This is a genomic window from Ralstonia sp. OTU4908 (assembly GCF_038440115.1).
In the GTDB taxonomy this organism is placed as follows: Bacteria; Pseudomonadota; Gammaproteobacteria; order Burkholderiales; family Burkholderiaceae; genus Ralstonia; species Ralstonia pickettii.
The window spans coordinates 1-18,031 of the sequence record NZ_JASATD010000010.1 but is presented as its reverse complement, the minus strand read 5'-3'; the positions used below and the strand labels follow the sequence as shown (position 1 = coordinate 18,031).

The following is an 18,031-nucleotide window of genomic DNA, read 5'->3' as shown; positions in this document are numbered from 1 at the left end:
GTATGATCAGACACCCACCGCCAGGGAGTGCCCATGTGCTACTCCGCTCAGATCGAAGCCGACTATCGACGGTTCGTACATGAGTACGGCGCCATCATGTCGCTCGACGACTTCACGCGGATGGTGATGGAGTACTTCGCCAACCCGAAGATGCGCGTGCCGAGGGCAATGACCGCGCACTTCCTCGAATCGCCCGAGACGGACGAAGAAAAGAAAATCGCCGAGGTCATCCGCGCACGCATGGCCGCAGACGAGATCGCGCTGCTGCAGGAGCTGGCCAAGCAGACGGAACGGCTGGAGAAAGCCCAGCAGTCCCTTGCCGCCAAGGCCACCAAGAAAGCCGCTGAAGACGTCCGCATCGCCACCAACAAGATCGCGGCGGCCAAGGGCAAGCTCGAAGAACTCAAAAGCACCGAACTCAAGCCGCGCGACTCGCGCATCTACCCCGGCTGGTACGCGCCCGTGATGGTGATGGAGAACGGCCGGCGCGTCGTCAAACCGATGCGGTATCAGTGCCGCCCCGCCGGCAAACCTGCCTTCTACGACGAGCAATATCCCGGCACCTACAACGCCCGCCGCGACAATCTGCGCGGCTTCTGGAAAGGCCAGTACGGCCACACGCACGGCCTGATCTTGGTCGACGCGTTCTATGAATACGTTGCGCAGCCAGACGGCACAAACGCCATCCTCGAATTCCGCCCCGACCCGCCGCAGACGCTGCTCGTCGCCTGCGTGTGGTCACACTGGCGCGCGACCAGGCCCGGCGAGAAGGATCTGCTGTCGTTCGCCATCATCACCGACGATCCGCCGCCGGAGATTGCCGAGGCCGGGCACGACCGCTGCCCGGTACCGATCAAGCTGGAGAACATTGATGCGTGGCTGAACCCGGAGCCGCGCAGCCTCGATGCGGTAGACGCGATTCTTGAGGACAAGCTGTTGCCGTTCTACACGCATCGGCAAGCACCTTTGTGAGTGTTCTCACAACGCTTGGCTTCGCTCCTCGATGGCCATAGAAAACCACCGCTCGGCGATTGCACGGCCCTCGCGCATGCCCGCCGAAATTGCAGCGTCAAAGGAATCAAAGTCAGCGGATGTATGGTGGAACCGCTGCATCTGCGGATATGCCGTGCCTCCCTCCTTCGGAGCGCAGACAAATCCAGTGTATGCGTACCTGAATTGGGTGCCCCGGCCCAGCACAGCAAGAACATGAATGGAGCAGCCTTTGAACTCCTGAATTGACCAACCTTGCATGACGTTCCCCGCACGCTATCCCCTTGCGGGCATTTTGTGCATGGGCGGCTCACAAATCAACAACGAAGCGGTTAATCCACATCTGTGACAATTTCATGTCCATGTGAGATTTTCCGTTCCTACCTGCACGGCACTATCGAGTAGACGTGATAGAGGCCGCCGCTGCGTAACGCCGGGCAAAGAAAAAAGCGCAGGCAAGCTGCGCTAGAAGACGATGCGGGAGACGTGGAGAGAGAGTGCGAGATTGCATCGTCACGGGCAAGCCTACAGGTCGTGACCCGAGCGCTCCATAGAGTGATATTACTAATATTGAATTCTGTTGTTAATTAAAACAGAACCCCTCTCTGTCATCGTGCCGTCATTTCATGCGAGAGACTCTGGCCCATCTCAACATCCGCTTTCAAAGCTCACACAGCTGCCTCTAAGACATGTCCTTGCGATCCCAAGGCGGGACATCCCCAAACGTCTCGACGAGGTAGTCGACAAACCGACGCACCTTCAACGGAATGCGTCGCGTACTTGGGTAGACCGCCTGAATCGTCAGCTCCGCGGGGCGATAGGCTGGCAGCAGCTCCACAAGCTCGCCGCGCCGGATGTGCCCGCCGAACACGAAGGTCGGGCCGTACGCGATACCGGCTCCCGCAACAGCGGCAGCGAGCAGCATCTGTGTGTTGTTGGCCGCCATCCGGCAAGGTCCGTCGATGACGTGCGCGCGATTCCCGTGGTCGCGTAGTGTCCAATCTCCGGCCGACACGGCCTCGCTGAACACCAGTCGTTGCGCGCTCAGCAATTCTTCCGGCCTGCGGGGCGTTCCGTGGCGCTCGAGATAGGCGGGCGAGGCACACACGACCATTCGGCAGGGGGCGAGCCTGCGCGTCGCAAGCCCAGGCGCCTCTAACCGTCCGATCCGGATCGCCACGTCAACGCCCGCATCGATGAGATCGACATAGCGGTCACCCAGCTGCGCCTCCACAGCGACGTTCGGGTGGTCCTCCATGTAGCGCGCCACGACCTCACCCAGGTGCATCGCGCCGAACGTGACGGGCGCCGCGATGCGCAACACACCGCGGGCCGCGCCTTGGGTATCGCTCGCTTCCCGCCTCGCTTCATCGAAGGCTTCGAGAATCCGCTTGCAGCGTTCGTAGTAGGTCTGGCCTGTATCGGTCAGGCTCAAGCGCCGTGTGGTGCGGTGGAGCAGCCGCGCATTCAGATCGGCCTCGATGGCACTCACGTGCTTGCCGGCCATCGCCGCCGACAGCCCAAAGCGGCGCGCCGCCGCCGCCAGACTGCCCTCCTCCACAGCGGCGACGAATACGCCGAGGCTTGTAAGCCGGTCCATGCTGCCCTCCGATTCGATAACAGCATTATCGGCTGAATAGTCTGATTGACAGATTATCAAACGAAAAAATCGAATCTACGATGCCTGTATCAACGAACGGACAGGGGCACAAACATGGTGATCGATTCGACCGGCACGCACATTCACGTCAAACAGCGGGGCAACGGCGAGCTGGCCCTGGTGTTCCTGCACTACTACGGTGGCTCGGCGCGAACATGGGATGCGGTAGCAGACGAACTGGCTGACCGGTACAGGATCGTTGCAACCGATCACCGCGGCTGGGGCGACTCCGAGGCGCCCGCCGACCACTACGGCATTGCTGATCTCGCCGCCGACGCCGAAGGCGTTATCGAAGCCCTAGGTCTACGCCGCTATGTTCTGATCGGTCATTCGATGGGGGGAAAGGTTGCCCAACTGATGGCATCGCGCCGGCCGAACGGCCTGGAAGGTCTCGTACTGGTCGCGCCGTCGCCGCCGTCGCCGATGCTGCTTTCCGACGCCCAGCGGGCGACATTGACGGGCGCCTATCAAACGCGCGAGTCAGTGGAATTCGTGATCGATCACGTGTTGACCGCGAAACCGCTCGACGCCGCTTACCGCGAGCAAGTCATCGAAGACAGTCTGAGGGGCGCGCCGCAGGCCAAATCGGCTTGGCCCGAGCTGGCCATGCGCGAAGACATTACTGCGGCAACAACGTCTATCGACGCACCGACAATCGTCATCTCTGGCGAGCTCGACCAGGTCGATCGCATCGCAACACTCCAGGCAGAACTGTTGCCGCGCATTCCGCATGCGGCGATGCACGTCCTGCCCGGAACGGGACACTTGTCGCCGCTGGAAGCCCCGGCTGAGGTGGCGCGGATCATTGGGCAATTTGTCGCGGCGATCGAAAACAAGTCGGTCGCATGCCGCTCGCCCGATGAGGTTCCGGCCGCTTTCGATGCCGCGTTGAACGCCGGCGATCTCGATGCCGTGCTCGGCTTGTTCAGCAATCAAGCCACGATGCGGATGACGAATGGCGAGGTGGTGCAGGAAAGCCCCGGCGGTTTGCGCGCCGGCCTGGCGCAGTTGCTGCCACTACGCCCGCGTATCCGGAACGAAGTGCGCCGCGTCTTGACGAGCGGCGACATAGCCCTCGTCCTGCTCGACTGGACCCTGAACGTGACGCTACCGGACGGCCGCGATCACGAAGAGCGCGGGACCGCGACGCAAGTGATAGAAAAGGGCCGCGACGGTGGGTGGAGGCTGCGCATCTCCAACCCGGCCGGGTTGAACTGAAGGGCGTCGGAGGGGGTGGCGCCCCCTCACCCAGCCGAACAGGGCGCTGCGCCTCTGCACTCCACGCCCCTCCACACACACAACCACACATTTGCACTTGCCCCAGTCGCATCCGTGTGTGGAATTACGCACAGAACAACCGGAGACCCCTATGCAGTCTGGGCAGTTAATCCAGATGCCCCTCGATAACGGCTGGCAGCTGGGGCGCATCACTGGCAGCCATCATCACTACAAACATCCGGAAAAGCGGGGCCTTGTATCGGAACAGTTCGAAGCAGTTTTGTTCGTTACACCCTCTGCCAACTTACTGACGGGCTCGCATTTAAGTCGAATTGGGATTCCATTGAATACACTGGCAATGCCCTTTGTCGTGAGGCGCTTGGAACCGAAGTTGCGCGCATACGCGAGCGCGGCTGCGTCGGTGGTGTTCGGGCCCTCGATGAGGCTGACGGCGCTCAGCTAGTCGGCAAGCCCATCCATGGCCGTCGCGACCGGCTGGCGCGCGGAGAATCCGGGCGCGATCAGCAGGCGCGGCTGCAGATTGAAGCGGGATTTGGCATCGAGCATCGACTGCAGACCGGTGCTTAGCCCGGCATGACGCCACCGATGATGCCGGAAGTAAGCACGTTGGCGTCATCCGTCTTCGCCACACCCATCCCTACGATGACAGCCGAGGTACGGGCATAGATGGCGTTGATGGTTCGGGGGATGGCGCTGTTCTGGCCGAAGGCCTGCGCGGCCTCGCGCGGGTTGGTGATCTGCACCGGCACATCGGGCTGGGCGAGATCCGCGCCGGGGGTGTAGGTGTCTACCAGGCCGATCATGGACGACGAGGGCACGGCAATTGGCCGTGGACCGCTATCGATGATCGTGGTGGTGATGCCGTGGAAGAATGAAGATGCCATGCGGCTCCTCGACGGGAAGAAGAAAAAAAAACGCCCCGCGCGGTGGCGGGGCTCGCTTGCTGCGGGGTGTGGCGCTGGGGGCGTCCAGGCGCTGTCTTCAGTGCTAGTCGACGCTGATGTTTAACGTCACAGGGCCGTTTGCCGGCACTGTGACCTCTTTGGTCCGATAGACCTTCCCATCGCTGTAGATCGTCGCGGTGTATGTTTTGGCAGGCACTTCCTGCTCCTTGCCGAACTCCGTATATCCGTTGTGCCCCCACCGCGCCTTGTCGATTGTGACGGCCGGCGTTTTCAGATTCTCTTTATCCCCTACCAGATTGACGATGACTTTTGTCATGATGGCTCCACGGTTGATAAGCGTTGAATGGGTCGTCATGCGCGCATGTGCGTGACATGCGCGCCGATGACTCTTGCTACGGTAGGGAGCGCAGCGTCGGTTTCCTATGGGGCTTGCGTCATGTGTCCGTGGTCTGGGTCTTGGTGTTTTGGTCGTTGGAAGGCGCCGGATCCGACAGCGCATCCGGGATGTCCCGGCCAAGTGAAATTGGCGGGGAAGCGCGGTTGCTCCGGCACCTCGTGAAGCGCCTGCCGGTATTGGCCGACCTGCTGGGCTTTGGGGGCATCACCGGAGTCCATGGCCTTGGAGAACAACGCGTCTGCTGCCATAAGGCGACGATCGCGCTCCTCGCGGGCGAACTGGCCCAGCACGTGCAGCCGTGCGGCTTCGAGCTGCTTGCCGGTGTCGCGGCACATGTTCTGGCCAACCCGGAAATCGACGCCGTGAACAAGATTGGGGGACTTCTGCGGCACGCAGAAAATCAGTTCGTCATGTGTGATCACAAGGCTGATCCTCATGGGCGCAAGCGACAAGCGGCGCGGGTTCGGCGAGGGGCGTTCAGCGGTCACAGCAAGTCAACGGTTCAAAATCCAGGCGCGCAGTTGCCTGGTTCTAGTCCGACAGCCCCAGCAGCGGATGCTGCTCACGGCGCCAAGGCGAAACAAAGAAGGCGGCCACTTCATCGTCACGCACGGCGTCGATGCTGGCGTGCTTCCACTTGGGCGCATGATCCTTGTCGACCGCGAGGGCGCGAATGCCTTCGATACCGTCGCCTTCGGCAAACACGTGCGTCATCATGTCCAGCTCGCGGCGCAGCTCATCGGCCAACGTGGTGTGGCGGCCGCGGCGGATCAACTCCAGCGTCACCGCCATCATCAACGGCGAGCGCTTGACCATGTGCGCGGCGGTCTGCGCGGCCCATTCGGCATCCGTGCTGCCAGCCAGATCGGCCAAGATGCCTTGCACGCTGCTCTGGCTGAAGCAGGCATCGATGGCCTCGCGGTGAGGCGCGATGATGGCCTTGGCATCATCGGGCGCCGATGCGGCTTCGGTAAAGCAGGCGGTGATCTGCTCGGCGCTGCCCCAGGTGCCGTCGCGCAGGCGCTGAACGATAGCCGCCTGCGCCTCCGTTGTGACGTGGCAATCGGCAAGGCCGACCGACAACGCATCGGCCGCTTCAATCATCTGGCCGGTCACGCCCAGGTATTCGCCCACATGACCCGGCACGCGCGCCAGGAACCACCCGCCGCCCACGTCCGGAAACAGGCCGATGTTGGTTTCGGGCATGGCCATCTTCGTGCGTTCGGTCACCACGCGCAGCGATGCGCCTTGCGAGATGCCCATGCCACCGCCCATGACGACGCCGTCCATCAGCGCGATGTAGGGCTTGGCATAGCTGAAGATGAGGTGGTTGAGGCGGTATTCCTCGGTGAAAAAGGTGATGAGTTGCGGGTCGCCGGCCGTGGCGGCGCGGTGGAAGAAGCGGATGTCGCCGCCTGCGCACAGGGCTTTGCCGCCCTCGCCACGCAGGATGACAGCGTGGACTTCCGGATCGTGCTGCCACGCCAGCAGCGCATGCGACATCGCGCGGATCATCTCCAGCGACAGCGCGTTGAGCGCCTGCGGCCGGTTCAGCGTCAGCCAGCCGATGCCGCCGCGTACTTCGCCGATCACGTTGGGTTGGACTTCAGCCTGGGGCGCGATGGAAACGGTGGATTGCATGTCTCGGATGTTGTTGTGGGAATAACGGCTCGCACTGTACACGACAGCATATTGAAGCGAGGAATGGCTCTAGCCTGCCCCCTTTCGCAGCTCCGGTGTTGGGCGTATACCTGCCGGTTGGAGACGACACACATCACAACAATCCAATGACCCCTGCCAACGCCGCCCCGGGCGCGTCGAGTTTCGACCCCGGCCTGATCCTGCTGGCCTTTGCGCCGGTTTTCCTGCTCACCATCGGCGCCGAAGCGTGGTACTGGCGCAAGCGCGACCCGTCTGTCTACAGCTTCAAAGACACCGTTTCAAACGCCTGCCTCGCGCTCATGCACCAGGCGTCGGATGCGTTCTTCCTATGGCTGATGATCAAGACGGTGTATTCGTGGACGTACAGCCACGGCCTGCGCACAGTGCCCGAGACGTGGTGGTCATTCGTGCTGCTCCTGCTGCTGCAGGATTTTCTGTACTACTTCTTCCACCGCGCCAGCCATCGCGTGCGCTGGATGTGGGCCTCGCACGTAACGCACCACTCGTCGGAAGGCATGAACTTTTCGACGGCGTTCCGCCAGAGCCTGACCTATCCGATTTCCGGCATGTGGCTGTTCTGGATTCCGCTTGCATGGATCGGCTTTACGCCGGACTGGGTGATCCTCGCCGTGGGCTTGAATCTCGCGTTCCAGTTTTTCGTCCATACACGGCTGGGGGCGCTGGATTCGCGCTACGCCGGCTTCTGGCGCTGGCTGGGGCAATACGTGAATACGCCGTCGGTGCATCGCGTGCACCACGCCAAGAACCCGCAGTACATCGACCACAACTATGCCGGCGTGCTGACCATCTGGGATCGCATGTTCGGCAGCTTCGTCCCGGAGGAGGACGCCCCCGTTTTCGGCATCACGCGGCAGGTTCACACGCACAACCCGATCACCCTCACCTTCCACGAATGGCGCGAAATGTGGGCTGATGTGTTCCGCGATCGGGACATTCGCTACCTGTGGAAACCGCCCGAGTGGCGCAGCCCGCGCGCGGCGGTCACGGCCGAGGCGATGCCGCTCACATGAAGGGCGGCCCGAACCGGGTGGCGATGCGATCGGTGGAGTCGAACAGATCGCGCAGCACGGCGCTGGTGCACGTCGGCTGCACGTACAGGTAGAACGCCACTTCCGGCAGGCGCGGCAGGCCATCGGCTTCTGTCAGCACACGCATATTGGCATCGAGCAATTCGGTTGTGCGCGCCGTCACGCCGAGCCCCGCGCTGATCGCAGCCTTGATGCCCGTCAGCGTGGGCGACAGGTAACTCGTGCGCCACGGAATGTGGTGCGCGTCCAGGCATTCGATCGACAACTTGCGGAACAGACTCAACTCGTCGGCCAGGACCAGTGGCACTGGCGCGGCGGGATTGAAGATGAAGTCTTCCGCGCAGATCCACACCATCGGCGACGTGCGCAGCTTGATGCCGGGAAAGGCATCGTCATAGCGTGTCGAGATCGCCAGATCGAGCGTCTTGTCGCGCAACGCGTCCATCAGGAACGGGCTGCGGCCAACGTTGATTTCCATCTGCAATTCCGGCGACAGCTTGGACAACCGCCGCAGCAGATTGGGCAGGATCGAATCGGCCACATCGTGCGGTGAACCGATGCGGATTTTCTCGATTGGGCCGCCGGTCTGGATGACCTGCACAGCCTGGTCGTTCAGCGCCAGGATCTTGTGCGCATAGGCGACGAGCCGCACGCCGTCGGGCGTCATCGTCTTGTGGCGGCCGCGTTTTTCGAACAGCGCGCAGCCCATTTCCTCCTCCAGCCGCTGCATCTGCTGCGTAACCGCCGACTGCGTGCGTACCACCCGCGCCGCTGCCGCGGCAAATGTTTCGTACTGTGCGATCGCCACGAAGGTGCGCAGCAGATCGATGTCCAGATTTCGCATCCTGATCCCGATACTTCAGAGTTTCTAATCGATTTCCGCTAAAAATTAAATTGTGCGGCCCAATTCTGGCCGATAACCTGCCCGATACACAAATAACGCTGAACAAACACTACGTTCGGGCCGCCACCGAGCCGCAGGAAAATCACAGTCCGACACTGAATCGGTTTCAGGCGCAACCCGCATCGCGTTGCCTGCAATTCGCGCTGCTTGCGCGGAGGGGCGTCGCTAACCCCTTTTGATTCGTTTCGCATCGAGATGACATCGTTCGTTACCGCCCAGACCCTGAAAGCGTGGCTGCACGACGGCGCAGAGATCGCGCTGTTCGACGTGCGCGAGCACGGCCAGTACGGCGAAGCCCACCTCTTCTACGCCGTCCCGCTGCCGTACAGCCGACTTGAGATTGACGCCCCACGCCTTGCGCCACGCCGCGCGGTTCGCATGGTCGTTTATGACGACGACGATGGCGTTGCCGATCGCGCGGCCGATCGCCTGAGCACCATCGGCTACACCAACGTGCACGTACTGCAAGGCGGCGCTCAAGCCTGGGCGCAGGCAGGCTTTACGCTGTTTGCCGGCGTTAACGTGCCATCCAAAACTTTCGGAGAACTCGTCGAGTGGGCGTACCACACGCCGCGCGTCACCGCACGCGAACTAGCGGCCATGCGCGAACGAGGCGACGACGTCGTCGTCGTCGACGGCCGCCCCGTCAGCGAATATCTGAAGATGACGATCCCGTCGTCGATCTGCTGCCCGAACGGCGAACTGGGGCTGCGCATCCGCGAGCTTGTCCCCGATGCAACCACGCCAATCGTCGTCAACTGCGCGGGCCGTACGCGCAGCATCATCGGTGCGCAGACGCTGATCAACCTCGGCATCCCGAACCCCGTGATGGCGCTGGAGAATGGCACGCAAGGCTGGTATCTGGAAGACCTTCCACTAGAACACGGCAGCACCCGCCGCTATCCCGATGTCATTGCGCCCGCTACCGTCAAGGACATGCGCGAGGCCAGTCAGCAACTTGCAGCGCGCTTTGCCGTGCCCGAGGTGGATGCAGCAACGCTCGCACGCTGGGTTGCACAAGACGAACACAGCCTCTTCCTGTGCGATGTCCGCACCCCTGATGAGTTTGCCCACGGCAGCCTGCCGGGCGCCCAGCATGCGCCGGGCGGCCAATTGATCCAGGCAACTGATCAGTACGTCGGCGTGCGCAACGCGCGCCTCGTGCTGTTCGATGCCGACGGCGTCCGCGCGCCCATCGTTGCCAGCTGGCTGCGGCAACTCGGTCACGATGCCTATGTGCTGCGCGACGGCCTAGCCAGCCATGCGAGCCTGCCGGCAACCACAACAGCATTGCCGCAACCGTTGCCCGAGGTCAGCGCGCAAGCACTCGCCACTGCGCTCGCGGCCGGCACCGCACATGTGATCGACCTGCGCCCCAGCATGAGCTTCCGCCGCGCCCATGTGCCTGGCGCGACATGGGCCATTCGTCCACGCTTGCCGGCCCTGGCCGCCGACCGCGATGCCGTCCTGATCGCCGACGACCCGCGCATCGCTCAGCTCGCCGCGGCAGATTGGGCAGCACACGCGCCGCAAGCCGCATCGCGTCTCAAGTTGCTGGCCGGTGGCATCACCGCGTGGACTGCCGCCGGCTACGCCACCGAAGGTTCCGACAGCGCACCGCCTGACGCCGATTGCATCGACTATCTCTTCTTCGTGCATGATCGGCACGACGGCAACAAAGCAGCGGCCAGGCAATATTTGGCTTGGGAAACCGGCCTGCTCGCCCAGCTCGACGCGCAGGAACTTGGCGCTTTTCGCGTGGGCGCCGCTGCCGCGCAGCCGTGACGCGCCCCTCTTTGAGACCCACGCACCATGTCGCCGCCGAACGCTTCGTCGATGCGCTGACGCCGTTCGGCATTGGCGCCTCGTAAGGCGGGTATGAAAGCCTGGCAACGGTCAGCAATGTGGCGGGCACGCCTACTAGCGCGGATCAGTCTGCAGCTGGCCCCGCCCGATCGTGCGCCTGCACATCGGATTGGAATATGCGCAGGACCTGATCGAAGATCCGGCACAAGCCTTCGCGCGCATTCGGCCATAACGCCAGCGTTATCGCCGAGCAAAAAAAAACGCCCCGGAATCTCGGGGCGTTTTTCTGGCAGATCGATTGTCGATCAGACCGCTTCTTCACGCGATGCGCGCTTGCGCTCGTGCTCCTTCAGGTGGCGCTTGCGCAGGCGGATGCTCTTCGGCGTGACTTCCACCAGCTCGTCGTCGGCGATGAATTCCACCGCGTACTCCAGCGACATCTGGATCGGCGGCACCAGGCGCACGGCTTCGTCGGTACCCGACGCGCGCACGTTGGTCAGCTGCTTGCCCTTGATGGGGTTCACGACCAGGTCATTGTCGCGGCTGTGGATGCCGATGATCATGCCTTCGTACAGCGCGTCGCCAGGCGACACGAACATGCGGCCGCGATCCTGCAGCTTCCACAGCGCGTAGGCCACGGCAGCGCCGTCGTCCTGCGAGATCAACACGCCGTTGTGACGCTCGCCCAGATCACCTTCCTTGACCGGGGAGTAGTCGTCGAAGATGTGGCTGATCAGGCCCGTGCCGCGCGTAAGCGTCAGGAATTCGCCCTGGAAGCCGATCAGGCCACGGGCCGGAATGCGGTATTCCAGACGCGTGCGGCCCTTGCCATCCGACGCCATGTCGAGCAGTTCGCCCTTGCGGCGGCCCAGCTCTTCCATCACGCCGCCCTGGTGGCCGTCTTCCACGTCCACGGTCAGGCGCTCGAACGGCTCGCACTTCACACCGTCGATTTCCTTGAACACCACGCGCGGGCGCGACACGGCCAGCTCGTAGCCTTCACGGCGCATGTTTTCCACCAGAATCGTCAGGTGCAGTTCGCCACGGCCCGACACTTCGAAAACCGTGTCGTCGCCGGTGTCCTTCACGCGCAGTGCCACGTTCGACTTCAGCTCACGGTCCAGACGGTCGCGCAGCTGGCGGCTCGTCACGAACTTGCCTTCACGGCCTGCCAGCGGCGAGGTGTTGACGCAGAAGTTCATCGTCAGCGTCGGCTCGTCCACCTTCAGCATCGGCAGGGCTTCCTGGGCGTCCGGCGCACACACGGTGCAGCCGATGCCCAGTTCTTCAATACCGTTGATCAGCACGATGTCGCCGGCTTCGGCTTCCTGCACCAGTTCGCGCTCCAGACCGCGGAACTTCAGCACCTGATTGATACGACCCTTGATCGGGTTGCCTTCCGGGCCGAACTTGACCACCACGTCCTGCAGCGGACGCACGCGGCCACGCGTAATGCGGCCCACGCCGATCTTGCCGACGTAGCTCGAGTAGTCCAGCGAGATGATCTGCAGTTGGAACGGACCGTTCGGGTCGTCGTTACGCTGCGGCACCTTGTCGAGAATGGTCTCGAACAGCGGCTTCATGTCGCCTTCGCGCACGTCGTCGGTCAGGCCGGCGTAGCCGTTCAGGCCCGATGCATACACCACCGGGAAATCGAGTTGGTCATCATTGGCGCCCAGCTTGTCGAACAGGTCGAAGGTCTGGTTGATCACCCACTCCGGACGCGCGCCCGGGCGGTCCACCTTGTTGATCACGACGATCGGTTTCAGGCCCAGGGCCAGCGCCTTGCGCGTCACAAAACGCGTTTGCGGCATCGGGCCTTCCACGGCATCCACCAGCAACAGCACACCATCGACCATCGAGAGCACACGCTCCACTTCACCACCGAAGTCCGCGTGCCCCGGCGTGTCGACGATGTTGATGTGCGTGCCGTTGTATTCGACCGCGCAGTTCTTGGCCAGGATCGTGATACCGCGCTCTTTTTCGATGTCGTTCGAATCCATCACGCGCTCGGCGATCTGCTCGTTCTCGCGGAACGTGCCGGCTTGGCGAAGGAGCTGGTCGACCAGTGTGGTTTTGCCGTGGTCAACGTGGGCAATGATGGCGATGTTGCGAAGCGCGCGCATGGAATGTGAACTCGAAAAGACGTGACACGAGCCCGGGACAGCACCCAAATTCAGCTCGCGGAATAACCTGACATTCTAGCATGCTGCGATGCGCAAGACATGACACTCGTTGACGAATCGGTGAAGGAACGTGGATTGGGTGAATATGAGATCACTCATTATTTCTAAAAATGGAATCACACATTCAGTACCTTGCCGTTTGCTGCGTCAATTCGTATATTTGTCCGGACAATGATTGTGCATACATAAGATGTCCAAACAGACAAGACCCGCCACCGAAGTTGCTGCCGGAACGCTCTTCCGGGTGGAGGACTACCGCATGTGCGAAAGCGTGGGCTACCTCGTGGGGCGCGCTAAGACAGCGCTGTCCATGGCCATCGAGCAGGAAGTTGCCGCGATGGACGTGACCCATTCCCAGGCCAGTTGCCTGGTGCTGCTCGCTAACGGCCGATGCCAGACCGCGACCGACCTCGGCCGCGAACTGAACACCGACATCGGTTCGCTTACACGCATGCTCAGCCGCATGGAAAAGCGCGGCTTGATCGAGCGCGTGCGCAGCGAATCCGACCGCCGCGTCGTGCATCTGGAGGTGACCGAAGCCGGCCGGGACTTGGCCGACCGCATGCCGGCCATCTATACGCACGTGCTGAACCGTTTCTTTGCCGGCTTCACGCCGGGCGACGTCGATACGCTGCGCGGACTTCTCAAGCGCATTCTCGATAACGGTGCCGCCACGGAGGGCCACCGCATGCGCCCCGCCGATCACTGACACTGACGCCACCTTGTCCGAAATGGACACGCAGCACCAAACGCTTCTTGCTCTCCCCGACCGCTTGATACATCGAACAACATGAACGCCTTGCACTCCGCCCCTCAGGCACTTTCGCCCCTAAGCCGCGCAGGCAGCATGCGCGCGCAATGGCCGGCGCGCCTGGGCGTGGCGCTTTCCGCCGTGACGCTGGCCGTGCTGGCCGGTTGCGCCAACCTCGGCAATTCGCACAGCACGCAGACACTGACAACGCCCGGGCAACTGGCGAGCACGCAATCGTTGCCCTCGCAAGGCGGCCAATGGCCGTCACTGGACTGGGTCGACCAGTTCAACGATCCGCAACTGCGTGCGCTGGTAGACGAGGCGATCAAGGACAACCCGAACCTGCAGGTTGCATTTGCTCGCGTGCGCGCTTCCCGTGCGATGGCCGATGTGGTGCGCGGGAATCTGTATCCGAGCGTCGGGCTCGATGCCGACATGACACGCCAGCGCCTGTCGGAATACGACATGTTTGAAGGTACGCCACTGGCCGGCCGCTGGTTCACGGAATCGAAGATCCAACTTGGCGTGAGCTATGACCTCGATTTTTGGGGCAAGAATCGCTCCGCGCTGGAAGCCGCCTTGTCCGACGACAAGGCCATGGAAGCGGAAAGCCAGGCTTCGCGACTGATGCTGTCGACCACGGTGGCACGCACCTACGCCAAGCTGGCTGCACTCTACGCGCAGCGCGACGTGGCCGAACGGTCCATCGCGCAGCGCAAGGATTTGACCAACCTTGCCGGCCAACGCTTGCGTGCCGGCCTAGATACGCAAGTCGAGACCACGCAGGCGCGCGCCAACGTGGCTGCCGCGCAGACGGAACTGGAGCAGGTTGACGAGCAGATCACGCTCGCACGCAACCAGCTGGCTGCGCTGCTGGGCAAGGGCCCGGACCGCGGCTTGACGATTGCGCGCCCGACGCTACTCGCACAAGCCACGCCCAAGCTGCCGAACAATCTGACCATCGATCTGATCGGCCGCCGCCCGGATCTCGTGGCTGCACGCTGGCGAGTGGAAGCAGCGTCGAAGGACATCGACGTGGCCAAGGCACAGTTCCTGCCGGATATCAGCCTGACTGCATTCCTGGGGCTGGCTTCGATCGCGCCGGAAAACCTGCTGCTCGGCGCATCGCGTCAGCTCGGCATCGGTCCGGCGCTCAAGCTGCCGATCTTCGAGGGCGGCAAGCTGCGCGCCAACCTGCGGGGCAAGTACGCCAACTATGACGCCGCCGTCGCCAGCTACAACCAGACGCTGACCGAAGCCCTGCACGACACCGCTGACCAGATCACCGCGCTGCACAGCATCGATGCTCAGATCGCGATCCAGCGTACCGCCCTGAGCGAGGCCGAGCGCGCCTACAGCCTGGCCCGTACGCGCTACAGCGCAGGCCTCGGCACCCAGCTGGTGGTGCTGAATGCCGAGACGACCGTGCTGCAGCAACGCAAGCTCGCGACCGACCTGCAGGCACGCCGACTCGACGCACAGATGGCCCTCATCAAGGCCCTCGGCGGCGGCTATACGGCAGAAGACCTGCCGGGCGCCAAGCCTGAGGCCGCCGCCTCGCATGGCTGACCTGTACTGAATTGAACTGAACCGACCGTTCCAACGTATTCTTTCGAGCCAACATCATGAGTGACAACAAGCCCCAAGCCGCACCGTCCGCTGCTCCCGCGCCCGCAGCCCCCGCGGCAACGCCTACCGGCAACGGCAACGGCAAGCGCAAGCGCATGCTGACCACGCTGGCCGCCGCACTGGTGGTTGCCGGCGTCGGCTACGGCCTCTACTGGGGCCTGTACGGCCGCTGGTTCGAGTCCACCGACGATGCATACGTGCAAGGCAACGTGGTCCAGGTGACGCCGCAGGTGGCGGGCACCGTGATCGCCATTCGCGCCGATGACACGCAGCTTGTGACCTCCGGCCAGCCCGTGATCGAACTGGACCGTGCCGATGCGCGCGTCGCACTAGAGCAGGCCGAAGCCGCGCTAGCGCAGACGGTGCGCCAGGTACGCACGCTCTATTCGAACACCAGCGCCTACACCGCCACGCTCGCCATGCGCGAGAGCGATCTCGCCAAGGCCAAGGATGATCTGGCGCGCCGCAAGCAGATCGCCGGTACGGGCGCCGTCTCGCAGGAAGAAATCTCGCACGCACAAACCGCTGTGCAGGCTGCGCAGTCCGCCCTGGAAGCCGCCAAGGAACAACTGCAGGGCAACCGCGTGCTGACCGAGCAGACCACGCTGGAGCGTCACCCGAACGTGTTGCAAGCCGCGGCGAAGGTCCGCGAGGCTTATCTCGCCTATGCGCGTACGAGCCTGCCCGCCTCTGTCACGGGCTATGTAGCCAAGCGTTCAGTGCAGGTCGGCCAGCGCGTCGCGCCTGGCACGCCGCTGATGGCCATCGTGCCGCTGGATCAGCTCTGGGTGGACGCCAACTTCAAGGAAGTCCAGGTGCGCCATATGCGCGTGGGCCAGCCGGTTGAACTGGTGGCCGACGTGTATGGCAGCAGCGTGACGTACCACGGCAAGGTGGTCGGTTTCTCGGCGGGTACGGGCTCGGCGTTTTCGCTGCTGCCGGCACAGAACGCCACCGGCAACTGGATCAAGGTGGTGCAACGCCTGCCGGTGCGCGTGTCGCTCGATCCGAAGGAGTTGAAGGACCATCCGCTGCGCGTGGGTCTGTCGATGGAAGCCAAGGTCGACATCCATGACGAAGGCGGCCAGAGCCTGGCGACCGCACCGGTTGCATCGCCGTTGCAAACCACCGTCTACGATCAGGCTGGCAAGGACGCCGATCAGGTCATCGCGAGCATCATCAGCGCCAACGCAGGTCGCGGCGGTGCAACGGCGCCGGCCGCTTCCACCGTGCCGGCCGTATCGGCTCCGCGCACTTCGCAACCCGCACCCAAGGTCTGACGCATGGCTACCGCCGCGCCCAAGCCGCTACCGCCACTGACCGGCGCCAAACTGGCGATTGGCACAGTTGCGCTGTCGCTGGCTACCTTCATGAACGTGCTGGATTCGTCCATCGCCAACGTGTCGATCCCGGCAATTTCGGGAGACCTCGGCGTGGCCCCGAACCAGGGCACGTGGGTCATCACCTCGTTTGCGGTGGCCAATGCCATCTCGGTGCCGCTTACGGGGTGGCTGACGCAGCGTTTTGGGCAGGTGCGCCTGTTCGTTACGTCGATCCTGCTGTTCGTGTTGTCGTCTTGGGCGTGCGGGCTGGCGCCCAATATGGGCATGCTGATCGCCGCCCGGATCATCCAGGGCGCTGTGGCGGGCCCAATGATTCCGCTGTCGCAATCGTTGCTGCTGTCGACCTATCCGCCCGCCAAAAGCTCAATGGCGTTGGCGCTGTGGGGTATGACGACGCTGGTCGCGCCAATCATGGGCCCGATCTTCGGCGGCTGGATCTCCGACAACATGAGCTGGCCCTGGATCTTCTACATCAACATCCCGGTGGGCATCCTGGCTGCCTATGCGACGTGGGTCATCTACAAGGACCGTGAATCGCCGACACGTTCGCTGCCCATCGACAAGATCGGCCTGGCGCTGTTGATCCTGTGGGTCGGCTCGCTTCAGTTGATGCTTGATCGCGGCAAGGAACTCGACTGGTTCAACTCGACCGAAGTCGTGGTGCTGACGGTCGTCGCCATCGTGGGCTTCGCGTTCTTCCTCATATGGGAGCTGACCGAAGATCACCCCGTGGTCGATCTGACGCTGTTCAAGGGCCGCAACTTCAGCGCGGGTGTCGTCGCCATCTCCGTGGCGTACGGCCTGTTCTTCGGCAACCTCGTGATCCTGCCGCTATGGCTGCAGACCATCGTCGGCTACACCGCCACCGATGCGGGCCTGATCATGGCACCGGTGGGCATCTTCGCCATCATTCTCTCGCCCGTGATCGGCAAGAACCTGCCGAAGATGGATGCACGCTGGGTCGCGACCACGGCGTTTATGACCTTCGCGCTGGTGTTCTGGATGCGCTCGCGCTTTACCGTACAGGTAGATACGTGGACGCTGATGATCCCGACGCTGATCCAGGGCGCGGCCATGGCGATGTTCTTCATCCCGCTCACGTCGATCATCCTGTCGGGTCTGTCGCCCGAGCGGATTCCGGCCGCCTCCGGGCTATCGAACTTTGTGCGGATCATGTTCGGCGGTATCGGTGCATCGATCTCGACCACGGTGTGGGACAACCGCTCCGCCCTGCACCATGCGCAACTGGTTGAACACGTGAATCCGTACAACCCGGCCTATGCGTCGTCGATCAACCAGTACACGCAATTGGGCATGCCCAACCTGCAGGCCCATGGCGTGATCGAACGTGTGATCTCGCAGCAGGCCGCAATGCTGGGCGCCAACGATATCTTTTGGATTTCGGCCGTGCTGTTTATCGTGCTGATCGTCTTCATCTGGCTGACCAAGCCGGCGAAGTCGGCCGCCGGCGCAGAAGCTGCAGCCGGCGCGCACTGATCCAAGATCGCGC

At 62.9% G+C, this 18,031-nt stretch carries 14 protein-coding genes and 1 pseudogene; 8 read left to right on the top strand and 7 right to left on the bottom strand.

Annotated elements, in window-relative coordinates; translation table 11 throughout:
• The first annotated feature begins 33 nt into the window (after positions 1-33).
• On the top strand, positions 34-972 hold the full coding sequence (locus AAHM38_RS10985) for an SOS response-associated peptidase family protein (protein ID WP_116575817.1): 939 nt from the start codon (positions 34-36) through the stop codon (positions 970-972).
• Between the two features lie 700 nt (positions 973-1,672).
• Here the strand turns inward: AAHM38_RS10985 and AAHM38_RS10980 are convergent.
• Positions 1,673-2,590, bottom strand: a complete 918-nt coding sequence (locus AAHM38_RS10980; protein WP_116575819.1) for a LysR family transcriptional regulator — start codon at positions 2,588-2,590, stop codon at positions 1,673-1,675.
• A gap of 114 nt (positions 2,591-2,704) precedes the next feature.
• Between AAHM38_RS10980 and AAHM38_RS10975 the strand changes: the two genes are divergently transcribed.
• Positions 2,705-3,868, top strand: coding sequence for an alpha/beta fold hydrolase (locus AAHM38_RS10975; RefSeq protein WP_116575820.1), 1,164 nt, complete (start codon positions 2,705-2,707; stop codon positions 3,866-3,868).
• A gap of 372 nt (positions 3,869-4,240) precedes the next feature.
• On the opposite strand, the pseudogene AAHM38_RS10970 reads toward AAHM38_RS10975, so the two are convergent.
• The 4 genes and pseudogenes from AAHM38_RS10970 to AAHM38_RS10955 form a co-directional block, all read right to left on the bottom strand.
• Positions 4,241-4,773 (bottom strand): annotated as a pseudogene (locus AAHM38_RS10970) (phage tail sheath family protein); the annotation flags it as partial.
• A 103-nt stretch (positions 4,774-4,876) separates the two neighbouring features.
• A complete protein-coding gene (locus tag AAHM38_RS10965; RefSeq protein WP_009238343.1) occupies positions 4,877-5,110 on the bottom strand; it encodes a hypothetical protein in 234 nt (77 codons plus the stop codon).
• A gap of 104 nt (positions 5,111-5,214) precedes the next feature.
• On the bottom strand, positions 5,215-5,628 hold the full coding sequence (locus AAHM38_RS10960; protein WP_257019839.1) for a phage tail assembly chaperone: 414 nt from the start codon (positions 5,626-5,628) through the stop codon (positions 5,215-5,217).
• A gap of 94 nt (positions 5,629-5,722) precedes the next feature.
• Positions 5,723-6,832, bottom strand: a complete 1,110-nt coding sequence (locus AAHM38_RS10955; protein WP_116575823.1) for an enoyl-CoA hydratase/isomerase family protein — start codon at positions 6,830-6,832, stop codon at positions 5,723-5,725.
• A gap of 146 nt (positions 6,833-6,978) precedes the next feature.
• On the opposite strand from AAHM38_RS10955, the gene AAHM38_RS10950 reads away from it, so the two are divergent.
• Complete coding sequence (locus AAHM38_RS10950) at positions 6,979-7,884, top strand: sterol desaturase family protein (protein ID WP_116575824.1); 906 nt, start codon at positions 6,979-6,981, stop codon at positions 7,882-7,884.
• Here AAHM38_RS10950 and AAHM38_RS10945 read toward each other — a convergent pair.
• On the bottom strand, positions 7,877-8,746 hold the full coding sequence (locus AAHM38_RS10945) for a LysR substrate-binding domain-containing protein (RefSeq protein ID WP_116575825.1): 870 nt from the start codon (positions 8,744-8,746) through the stop codon (positions 7,877-7,879). The two genes, AAHM38_RS10950 and AAHM38_RS10945, sit on opposite strands and share 8 nt — an antisense overlap.
• Positions 8,747-9,001: 255 nt before the next feature.
• Here AAHM38_RS10945 and AAHM38_RS10940 point away from each other — a divergent pair, with 255 nt between their 5' ends.
• Positions 9,002-10,591, top strand: a complete 1,590-nt coding sequence (locus tag AAHM38_RS10940) for a rhodanese-like domain-containing protein (protein ID WP_116575826.1) — start codon at positions 9,002-9,004, stop codon at positions 10,589-10,591.
• A 326-nt stretch (positions 10,592-10,917) separates the two neighbouring features.
• Here AAHM38_RS10940 and typA read toward each other — a convergent pair whose 3' ends face one another.
• Positions 10,918-12,738 (bottom strand): translational GTPase TypA, encoded by a 1,821-nt coding sequence (typA, locus tag AAHM38_RS10935; RefSeq protein WP_009238349.1) that lies wholly within the window; start codon positions 12,736-12,738, stop codon positions 10,918-10,920.
• A 250-nt stretch (positions 12,739-12,988) separates the two neighbouring features.
• Here typA and AAHM38_RS10930 point away from each other — a divergent pair, with 250 nt between their 5' ends.
• From AAHM38_RS10930 to AAHM38_RS10915, 4 genes are all read left to right on the top strand, one after another.
• Entirely contained in the window at positions 12,989-13,507 is a 519-nt protein-coding gene (locus AAHM38_RS10930) for a MarR family winged helix-turn-helix transcriptional regulator (RefSeq protein ID WP_009277542.1), read from the top strand.
• 81 nt (positions 13,508-13,588) lie between these two features.
• The gene (locus AAHM38_RS10925) at positions 13,589-15,118 is read left to right on the top strand and encodes an AdeC/AdeK/OprM family multidrug efflux complex outer membrane factor (RefSeq protein ID WP_116575827.1); all 1,530 of its coding nucleotides are present in this window, start codon (positions 13,589-13,591) and stop codon (positions 15,116-15,118) included.
• Between the two features lie 56 nt (positions 15,119-15,174).
• Positions 15,175-16,458 (top strand): HlyD family secretion protein, encoded by a 1,284-nt coding sequence (locus AAHM38_RS10920; protein ID WP_116575828.1) that lies wholly within the window; start codon positions 15,175-15,177, stop codon positions 16,456-16,458.
• Between the two features lie 3 nt (positions 16,459-16,461).
• The gene (locus AAHM38_RS10915; RefSeq protein ID WP_116575829.1) at positions 16,462-18,018 is read left to right on the top strand and encodes a DHA2 family efflux MFS transporter permease subunit; all 1,557 of its coding nucleotides are present in this window, start codon (positions 16,462-16,464) and stop codon (positions 18,016-18,018) included.
• Positions 18,019-18,031: the final 13 nt, after the last annotated feature.

What these genes read in the sequence shown, in the direction of transcription:
- AAHM38_RS10985 (WP_116575817.1), top strand. Translation starts at nt 34, where the DNA reads ATGTGCTACTCCGCTCAGATCGAAGCCGACTATCGACGGTTCGTACAT.
- AAHM38_RS10980 (WP_116575819.1), bottom strand. Translation starts at nt 2,590, where the DNA reads ATGGACCGGCTTACAAGCCTCGGCGTATTCGTCGCCGCTGTGGAGGAG.
- AAHM38_RS10975 (WP_116575820.1), top strand. Translation starts at nt 2,705, where the DNA reads ATGGTGATCGATTCGACCGGCACGCACATTCACGTCAAACAGCGGGGC.
- AAHM38_RS10965 (WP_009238343.1), bottom strand. Translation starts at nt 5,110, where the DNA reads ATGACAAAAGTCATCGTCAATCTGGTAGGGGATAAAGAGAATCTGAAA.
- AAHM38_RS10960 (WP_257019839.1), bottom strand. Translation starts at nt 5,628, where the DNA reads ATGAGGATCAGCCTTGTGATCACACATGACGAACTGATTTTCTGCGTG.
- AAHM38_RS10955 (WP_116575823.1), bottom strand. Translation starts at nt 6,832, where the DNA reads ATGCAATCCACCGTTTCCATCGCGCCCCAGGCTGAAGTCCAACCCAAC.
- AAHM38_RS10950 (WP_116575824.1), top strand. Translation starts at nt 6,979, where the DNA reads ATGACCCCTGCCAACGCCGCCCCGGGCGCGTCGAGTTTCGACCCCGGC.
- AAHM38_RS10945 (WP_116575825.1), bottom strand. Translation starts at nt 8,746, where the DNA reads ATGCGAAATCTGGACATCGATCTGCTGCGCACCTTCGTGGCGATCGCA.
- AAHM38_RS10940 (WP_116575826.1), top strand. Translation starts at nt 9,002, where the DNA reads ATGACATCGTTCGTTACCGCCCAGACCCTGAAAGCGTGGCTGCACGAC.
- typA (WP_009238349.1), bottom strand. Translation starts at nt 12,738, where the DNA reads ATGCGCGCGCTTCGCAACATCGCCATCATTGCCCACGTTGACCACGGC.
- AAHM38_RS10930 (WP_009277542.1), top strand. Translation starts at nt 12,989, where the DNA reads ATGTCCAAACAGACAAGACCCGCCACCGAAGTTGCTGCCGGAACGCTC.
- AAHM38_RS10925 (WP_116575827.1), top strand. Translation starts at nt 13,589, where the DNA reads ATGAACGCCTTGCACTCCGCCCCTCAGGCACTTTCGCCCCTAAGCCGC.
- AAHM38_RS10920 (WP_116575828.1), top strand. Translation starts at nt 15,175, where the DNA reads ATGAGTGACAACAAGCCCCAAGCCGCACCGTCCGCTGCTCCCGCGCCC.
- AAHM38_RS10915 (WP_116575829.1), top strand. Translation starts at nt 16,462, where the DNA reads ATGGCTACCGCCGCGCCCAAGCCGCTACCGCCACTGACCGGCGCCAAA.